The 8046-nt window shown below is 53.8% G+C and carries 7 protein-coding genes; all 7 read left to right on the forward strand.

The genetic code is table 11. The features are described from left to right. The first annotated feature begins 132 nt into the window (after positions 1-132). The 7 genes from FQ320_RS20075 (at position 133) to FQ320_RS20110 (ending at position 7726) form a co-directional block, all read left to right on the forward strand. A complete protein-coding gene (locus tag FQ320_RS20075; protein WP_148475108.1) occupies positions 133-1485 on the forward strand; it encodes a lipopolysaccharide biosynthesis protein in 1353 nt (450 codons plus the stop codon). Between the two features lie 258 nt (positions 1486-1743). Then, positions 1744-2622: a polysaccharide pyruvyl transferase family protein gene (locus FQ320_RS20080; protein ID WP_187393995.1), complete on the forward strand. Its 879-nt coding sequence runs from the start codon at positions 1744-1746 to the stop codon at positions 2620-2622. Positions 2623-2893: 271 nt separating this feature from the next. Beyond that, positions 2894-3811: a DUF563 domain-containing protein gene (locus tag FQ320_RS20085; RefSeq protein WP_148475110.1), complete on the forward strand. Its 918-nt coding sequence runs from the start codon at positions 2894-2896 to the stop codon at positions 3809-3811. 28 nt (positions 3812-3839) lie between these two features. After that, on the forward strand, positions 3840-4943 hold the full coding sequence (locus FQ320_RS20090; RefSeq protein ID WP_148475111.1) for a glycosyltransferase: 1104 nt from the start codon (positions 3840-3842) through the stop codon (positions 4941-4943). Next, the gene (locus tag FQ320_RS20095) at positions 4940-6151 is read left to right on the forward strand and encodes a glycosyltransferase (RefSeq protein WP_148475112.1); all 1212 of its coding nucleotides are present in this window, start codon (positions 4940-4942) and stop codon (positions 6149-6151) included. Before FQ320_RS20090 ends, FQ320_RS20095 begins: the two co-directional genes overlap by 4 nt. A gap of 405 nt (positions 6152-6556) precedes the next feature. Next, positions 6557-6853 (forward strand): addiction module antidote protein, encoded by a 297-nt coding sequence (locus tag FQ320_RS20105; protein WP_148475113.1) that lies wholly within the window; start codon positions 6557-6559, stop codon positions 6851-6853. Positions 6854-6958: 105 nt separating this feature from the next. Beyond that, complete coding sequence (locus tag FQ320_RS20110; protein ID WP_148475114.1) at positions 6959-7726, forward strand: hypothetical protein; 768 nt, start codon at positions 6959-6961, stop codon at positions 7724-7726. The last annotated feature ends 320 nt before the right edge of the window (positions 7727-8046 follow it).

Genomic DNA, 8046 nt, shown 5'->3' on the forward strand with positions numbered 1-8046 from the left:
CCTCGGCGAATGGCGGTGCAGCGCGTTGCCATTATGCCATCCAAAGCTCCTGCGTAGCTTTGGCACGGCCGAGCATCTGTTCAGCGAACTGAAGAGTGTCATTAACCGTGATGAGGGGGAGGTGAAGTTGTGATGCTCGGTATTAGCCTAAGGTCGCTTCTGTCTGCGCGTGGAACACGGGCAACTTTGATTCGTGGTTCGCTCGCTGGCTTGGCGGCGAGGGTTGCGGCAATTCTGTCGGGCCTGCTCTCGACAGTTATTCTGGCACGCGTTCTGGATCCTTCCGGATATGGCACCTACTCTTACGCATTCGCTATAATTGCTGTCATAATGATCCCCGTTCGTTTGGGATTACCGACGCTCATCTTGCGCGAAACTGCGCGCGCGAATGCGGCGAAGGACTGGTCGCTTCTGCGTGGAATCTGGCGATGGTCGGGTTGTGCCATCTCTGGTGGAGCCGTACTGGCAGTTTGCGGTGTGATCGTCTGGCTCGCTGCGGTCGGACGCGAAATGGGGGCCGCTGAGCGAAACACGCTGTTGTGGGGACTGCCGTTGATCCCCTTGATGGCACTTTCGGCAGCCCGGGCAAGCGCGCTGTCTGGCTTGCGCCTTCCTGTTCGGTCTCACCTCACAGATCAGGTGCTGCGTCCAGTGGCCCTGTCAGTACTTTTACTCGCGGCGCTTGGTCTCGGGATTGCAGTCGATCCGAGTCGTGCAATGATGTTTCATTCGGTTGCTGCTATGCTGGCATTTTCAACCGGGGTAGCGCTGCTAGCCAAAGCGCGACCGGCACCTATGCGTGTGTTAGGGCCGCACCGGATGAAACATCGGGACTGGGCGCGGGCATTGCTGCCGCTGTCAGCACTGGCAGCGGTGCAAGTTGTTAACCAAAGCGCTGATCTCATCATGCTTGGCATTTTTCGCACAGATGCGGAGGTAGGACTCTACAGGATTGCAGTATCGTCGGCCTCCATCGCTGCGATCGGGCTAACGGCGATGGGGATGGTTCTTAACGGGCATATTGCACACTCATTGGCGCAAAAAGACCGCGCACGCTTACAGCGCATACTCTCGGCAGCAGCGCTCGCCTGCACGGTGGCAACGGCACTGATCTTGGCAGGGTTTCTCCTGATGGGAAAGCCAATGATTGGTCTAATATTCGGCGTGAACTATACTGGCGCCTATCCGGTTCTGATTGTCCTGACGGTCGCGCAACTGGTGAGTGCGTTCTTCGGAATGAACATGAATGTACTCAATATGGCCGGCCTTGAGCAGCGGACCCTCGCTGCATCCGCCATATCAATCGGAATCAATATTGTCTTGAATTTAATGCTAATACCCCAGTTCGGTGTGGTGGGGGCCGGGATCGCGACGCTGATCTCCACGACACTTTTAAACTTCCTGTGCTGGTCTTCAGTCAGAAACAATTTGGGACTCGATTCGACGCTTCTGTCGATGAACAGCTCTGTCCCGAACAAAACCTGACAGAGGAAATCGCTAAACTAGAAGAATTATCCTTTGTTGAATATCCGGATCCACAGCCCCCTAATTAATTGAGAGATGTTTCTTAGTGAAGAACAGATAGCCAAAACTAACACTTTAAACATCTAGTTGCCTCTTCGCTAGGCCGATCGCTCCTGAAATAGTCGCGCAAATTGACATACACCGATCTCTGTCACATCCCGAGATGCAATAGGTAAGTGCTCTATAGCTACAAGGACAGGTAAAGGAATGGAAACAAGAATGAATGAACACGTTCGTCGGCTTAAGAGAGTTGCAAGTGATTTGCTTGTCATCGCGTCTAAACAGGGGAGGCTACCTACCGTATACTTCAACGACCGACCAAATGTCGGCGACCTTCTCAATGAATACCTCATACCGAAGATTGCAGGTCGAGAGATAGTGAAGGTTAGAACATCAGCGTTCAACCATCTTCGGGCAATCGGCAGTCTAGTAGGGTCCGCAAGCAATAGAAGCTTTATTTGGGGCAGCGGATCGATTGATGGGCAGCTCCCCTCCAGACTTACCTCTGCCAGAAGAGTTAGTGCGGTTCGCGGCTTGAAGACGCGACGAGTGATCGAAGACGCTACCGGCGTAAGCCTGGACGACCGTCCAATGGGCGACCCAGCTCTTCTCATGCCATTGTATTTCGATCCCGTCCCAATAAAAGAAGTAAAGTATGGAATTATTCCACATTTCTCCGACGAAAAGGCTGTAAGAAAATGGCTCTCGGAAGCCAAGTTGAAAGAAGTGCGCTTGATCTCCGTGCAGCAGGATCCAGAAAGTTTCGTTCGCCAGATGTTAACATGTGAAAGGGTTCTATCTTCATCGCTGCATGGTCTTATACTAGCGGATGCTTATGGCATACCGAACAGATGGATCAAGGTGAGCGACGAACTTATTGGTGGAGATTTCAAGTTTCTTGATTACTACTCTACTGTAAAAAATCAGGATAAAAAGCCTATATATTTTAAATCCGCAAGCTCATTTAGTGATATTGCCAGGGCAATGGATGAGACTAGAATCAGATCGTTCAAATATTCTCTTTCAAAATTATTAAGTGCGTTTCCAGCTGAAGCCAAGTCCGCCGCAGGATCAACAAGTGGCAAACCACTCCTGTAAATAATCTAGACTGTTATCCTTATGCTGTGCTACGTTCGTCATAGGTCGGACAGGGTGGAGAAAATACAAATTACCATCCGGATTATAACTAGATCTACTATTGGAGACTCTGTCGAATGACATCTTAACGTAGGCGCCCTCAGATTTAGTAACTTACGTTAGGACAGAACAAATATTTGGAGCTACACTCTCAGTGTCTACGATTAATGTCTTCGAACCTTATAGAATAAGTGAATCAGACCTTGAGGTCGTCTCGATAGGTCCTTGTCTAGTGACTAGATCTGGAAGTTGCATTGGAATTAGTGGCGCTTTAAAAGAAACCTACCACTACGGCTATCCCGAACTCGATCGCGAAATATGGAGGACTGCTGCAAAACACTTCTTCAAGTATGGGGCGTCTATTAACCTTGGGGACGCTCAGCTTCTTTTCCATAATCAATGGTCGGCCGGATACTATCATTGGCTTATTGAGAGCATGCCGCGCTTGCTGGCACTTCGGGCGCACTGGGGCAAGCTTCCATTGCTTCTCCCCGCACGACTACCTAACGAGTGGTTTCGCGGTTGGCTTGAGGAGATCAGTGAAGGAAATTTTCAAGAGCTGAAAAGAGGGGTGACTTACTCAAGTGGAGTTTTTTGTCAGAGAAATCCGCGCTTAATAACTGACTTTGCTCCAAGGGACTTGCGCGCAATTTCAGAATACTTTTACGGATATTTTGATATTGCCCCAATGCCCCAAAGCGGTAAGAAAATTTACATCACGCGTCGGGCGGCCACTCATAGAAGAATATTTAATGAGCCAGAGATCATCTCCTCACTCGAAAATGTCGGCTTCACAGTGGTTGAATTGGAAAATATGAGCTTTCCTGATCAAGTTTCACTATTTAGTCAAGCTAGTGTGGTCGTTTCTGTTCATGGTGCAGGTTTGTCAAACATTGTTTTCATGAGACCGGGCATGAAGGTTATAGAACTACTTCAGAAACCAGATCCACAGCTTACATATGGTACTCGGAGGAAAACCCATCTGCTGAACCCTTGCTTTAAAGCGATCGCATCTTCGATGGGGCTTGAGCATCTATTTGTACTCGGTGATTTCAATCCTGCCTCTACGTCAAGTGAGGTCTTAAAGAAATATGGTAGTCTGCACGGGGATATCCGTGTCAAGATAGATGATATTACATCCCTTCTCTGATTTGAATTCTGAAAGAACTAAGCCGCAAATGAATGGCAGTAAGAAACTGGTTATCCTCCTCCCCGATCTTCGCGGCGGTGGCGTTGAACGTATTCGGCTCGTCCTTTCACATGAATTCGCGCGACGCGGGTATCAGATCGAGTTCGCGCTTATGCAAGCCAGAGGCGAGCTACTCGAAGAAGCCCGTGAGCATTTCGAAGTCGTCGACCTGAACTGTCCCAGGGCACGTGATCTGCCGATGGCATTGTCCCGGTACCTCCGCCGCACGCGCCCTGATGCTCTCCTTGTCGCAATGTGGCCGCTCACCACCATCGCCCCGATCGCGCGGAAGATGTCGGGCCATCGCTGCAAGGTTCTGGTGTCGGAGCACAACACGCTGTCCGTTCAGTATGCCTCTTGGGGGCGGGCGCATCGTCTCGCCTTGCGATCATCGATGGCCTTCGGATATCGCATGGCGGATGCCCGGGTCGGGGTGTCTCGGGGTGTCGCACAGGATGTGGCTGTGCTGGCAGGGATGCCTTCTGCGGCCTTCGAGGTGATCCATAATCCGGTCCCGCCTCGGCCGATCCCATCGCAGGAAGATATGCGGTTGGCCGAGGCGCTGTGGGCCGTGCCTCCGGGCGGACGTATCGTTCATGTCGGCAGTCTCAAGCAGCAAAAGAACCACCCACTTTTGTTGCGGGCCTTTGCTCGGATTACTGACCCAAAGGCGCGACTGATGCTGGTTGGCACCGGGCAAAGAGAGGCCGATTTGCGCGCTCTGGCTGTCGAACTCGGAATTGCAGAGCGCGTTATTTTCGCGGGGTTTCGCCCCGATCCGACGCCGTTTTACAGGTCCGCCGATCTGTTCGCTCTATCGTCGGACTATGAGGGTTTTGGCAATGTCATCGTCGAAGCAATGGCCTGCGGAACGCCCGTTGTCTCAACCGATTGCCCCTCGGGGCCTGCCGAAATTCTGGAGAACGGGCGCTATGGGCGGCTGGTTCCCGTAAACGACCCCGCCGCGCTGGCAACAGCGATGCAAGCCGCCCTGGCCGAGACTCCGGACCGGGCAGCACTTCAGCGACGGGCGGCAGAGTTTTCACCCGCCATTGCCGCGCGGCGATATCTTGATCTGCTGGAGATGCCATGACCCCCACCCTCTATCTCACCCGCAATGGCCTGTTGGAGCCATTGGGCCAAAGTCAGGTTCTGGCCTATCTGCGCGGGCTGTCGCGGGATCATCGCATCACCCTGATTACCCGCGAAAAAGACGAGGATTGGGCCGATGCAGAGTCGGTGGCGAGGGTTCGGGCCGAGTGTCTGGCGCTGGGGATCGACTGGCGGCCCCGCCCATTCCGGCCCCGCCCGCGCTTCATTGCCCCCGCGCTTGATCTGATCAGCATGACCCATGAGGTCTGGCGCGCGGCGCGTGATGGACGGGCGCAACTGGTACATGCGCGGTCCTATATTCCGGCGGCGGTGGCTTGGGTCGTTTGGCGGATGACCGGGGTGCCGTTCATTTTTGACATGCGCGCCCTTTGGCCGGAGGAGCTGATCACAGCCGGGCGATTGCAACGGGGATCCTGGCTATACCGGCGCATCGTGGCGGTGGAGCGGGCCTGCCTGCGGGATGCGGCCGGTGTGGTGTCGCTGACGCAAGCGGCAGTTGCCCATTTGCACAAGGTTTACCCGGCAGAAATGGCAAGCCAGCGCGTGACCGTCATTCCAACCTGTGCCGATCTTGAGCGGTTCCTGCCACGTGCGCCCGTGCCGCCTGCTCCGCGCGTCTATGGTTGCATCGGCACCGTTCTCAGCGGGTGGTTTCGGCTGGACTGGCTGGCGGCATTCATCGCGGCTGCGGCAGAGCGGGATGGTACGGCGCAGTTCGACATCGTGACGCGCGACGATGCGGTCCAGGTGAGGGCAGCGCTGGACCCGGACGGCGCCCTGGGTGCAAGGCTTACCATCGGGCCGCGTGCGCCCGCCGATATGCCAGCGGCGGTGGCGGGGCATGATGTATCGGTGATGTTCTATGCAGGAGGCGAAGTTTCCGAATTGGGGCGCTCCCCCACCCGGATGGCCGAGGTTCTGGGCACTGCGATCCCGGTCGTGGCCAATGCCGGTGTCGGCGATGTCGCGCGGATTGTTCAGGACCACCGCGTCGGCGTGCTGGCCACCGGACCGGAGACTATGACGCAAACGCTCGACGAACTTGATCACCTGCTGGCGGACGCTGATCTGCCTGCCCGATGCCGTGCAGCAGCCGAGGCGGTCTTTTCCCTCGAAGCGGGTACGCGGGATTATCGCGCGCTTTACGCCGAGATCTTGGCACCTGCGCCACAAAACGACCTGAGGTGACATCATGTGCCGGTGTAGTGTCCCCGACCCGCTAACCTCTGATGGAGTTCTATAATCGTTCAGCCTGCTCACCATAACCAATCACCGCCAACCGCGCGGCGTCTTCACTGCCCCGGTCTCAGGCTTAAAAAAGGTAGATATGTACCCCGATGTGATGAAAGGCCAAGTGCAGGGAAAGTGCGTATCGCCGCAAGGCTGGACCGTCTGGCCATAAGAAACTCCGGTGACGTAATGCCGGTTGGCGGCGGCATATCAGAGTTGCATTTTAACTAAGAACTTGGCTACCGAGTTTACATGACGCGTGGAAAGGTGCTGATTGTTCTTTTATGTGGTGGCGAACGATCCGCCCAAGCAGCCGACATTAAGCAAGCTAAGGCGCTGGCTGATTATTGGAAGGATTGAGCGATGGAAGACGTGACTTTTGCCGGATACGACACGGCAGACTACCTCGAAATCGAGGCTGATACCGCAGTCTACCTTAAGGCGGTCAAGGAGGAGGGTGGAGATAACCCAACCTACATAGCCCGCGCGCTGGGAGCGGTAGCCCGTGCTTGCAACATGGCAGCCTTGGCAAATGAAGTTGGCATGAGCCGAGCGGAACTGAATAAAGTGCTGTCCGGTGAAGGGAACCCAACTCTGGCAACCGTGATGAAGGTTACGAACGCGCTTGGCTTAAGGTTCTCGATCCAGTCAGTGGTGTAGCTTTGGCTGGATGAGGGGAGGCTACGTCTCGTGACAGGCGCTTCAAACCAATTGTGTGACGTATCTCTCCAAACATACATCAGAATCATAAGAAGGAAGCGTTAGGTGGATGAAACCTCTCTTCAGGAGAAAAGAATGCGGGCTATATTTATTGTTGGAACGGGCCGCTCAGGAACACATTTTACGACGCGTCTCTTGAATGGTTTCGAGCATACCAATGACCCCATGAAAGGAAAAGAAGACCCCAATCTTCTAATGGACATCGCTAACGCAGCAATCCACCATCGTCTACCTTCAAGAAATTCCGAGAGAGTATATCGGCATAGGATAATGCATGAAGACGGTGTTTTTCTAGACCAGCACCACCCAAATCTTTTTTTTGTTAACCACTGGAGCACCTTATTCGAAGGAGTTGTCTTCCTTTACCCTCAACGACCAATTTACCAGACTGTAGCTTCAATGCTTCGCCACAGAGGAGTGATGTCTTGGTACCGCTACGCGAAAGGGTGGCGCCAGCGAACCATTAACAGGATACCCTATCCAAATCGCTTTCTTGGGTTGGAACAGTTTTCCGATGTTCAATCTTTGCCTCCCCACCTCCTGTGCGCACATCGAGTAATAGCACATCAAAAGGCGTATGAAGGGTCAGTTGCTATGATGAACGGGGCTCTCCGTTCCATTGATTACGTGAGCTTAGTCAACAATCCGCTAGAGGAATTCTCGCGCGTGTTTTCGGCTAAGGAAATCACCAGGCTAGGAAAATTCTCCCTGGTTGAACAGCCAAGCCCACAATCCCTTAGCAAGTACAAAGATGTACTTAGTGAGAAAGAGGTTGCAGAGATTAACGCTTTGGGGCGCACGCTCTATGGATAACTCGACCTGCTCTGTAAGGTAAGCGATGGGGTGGACGCGGCTCTGATGATGTAACCGCCCTCCGGCGGCATCGATGTGCCATATGTGGACGGCCCCCTCCCTGCAAGAACTCGTTGATGATTTTGATCGGATCGCTTGCGTTCATATGTCCGGCCTGTTGGTGCGCTCGCACATGAACGCTGGCCAAGATAGTTTCCGCGACGTTGGTTCCAAACAAGGTGACGGCCACATCGGGCCATTGGCACATACGGGGTGTCCCACGTATCGGATCGATCGATCACACCATCTTCAGATTTCCTGCAAGTTCACGCATCAGCTCA

This window comes from Oceaniovalibus sp. ACAM 378, from assembly GCF_008085915.1.
Classification (GTDB): Bacteria; Pseudomonadota; Alphaproteobacteria; order Rhodobacterales; family Rhodobacteraceae; genus Oceaniglobus.

What these genes read in the sequence shown, in the direction of transcription:
- FQ320_RS20075 (WP_148475108.1), top strand. Translation starts at nt 133, where the DNA reads ATGCTCGGTATTAGCCTAAGGTCGCTTCTGTCTGCGCGTGGAACACGG.
- FQ320_RS20080 (WP_187393995.1), top strand. Translation starts at nt 1,744, where the DNA reads ATGAATGAACACGTTCGTCGGCTTAAGAGAGTTGCAAGTGATTTGCTT.
- FQ320_RS20090 (WP_148475111.1), top strand. Translation starts at nt 3,840, where the DNA reads ATGAATGGCAGTAAGAAACTGGTTATCCTCCTCCCCGATCTTCGCGGC.
- FQ320_RS20095 (WP_148475112.1), top strand. Translation starts at nt 4,940, where the DNA reads ATGACCCCCACCCTCTATCTCACCCGCAATGGCCTGTTGGAGCCATTG.
- FQ320_RS20105 (WP_148475113.1), top strand. Translation starts at nt 6,557, where the DNA reads ATGGAAGACGTGACTTTTGCCGGATACGACACGGCAGACTACCTCGAA.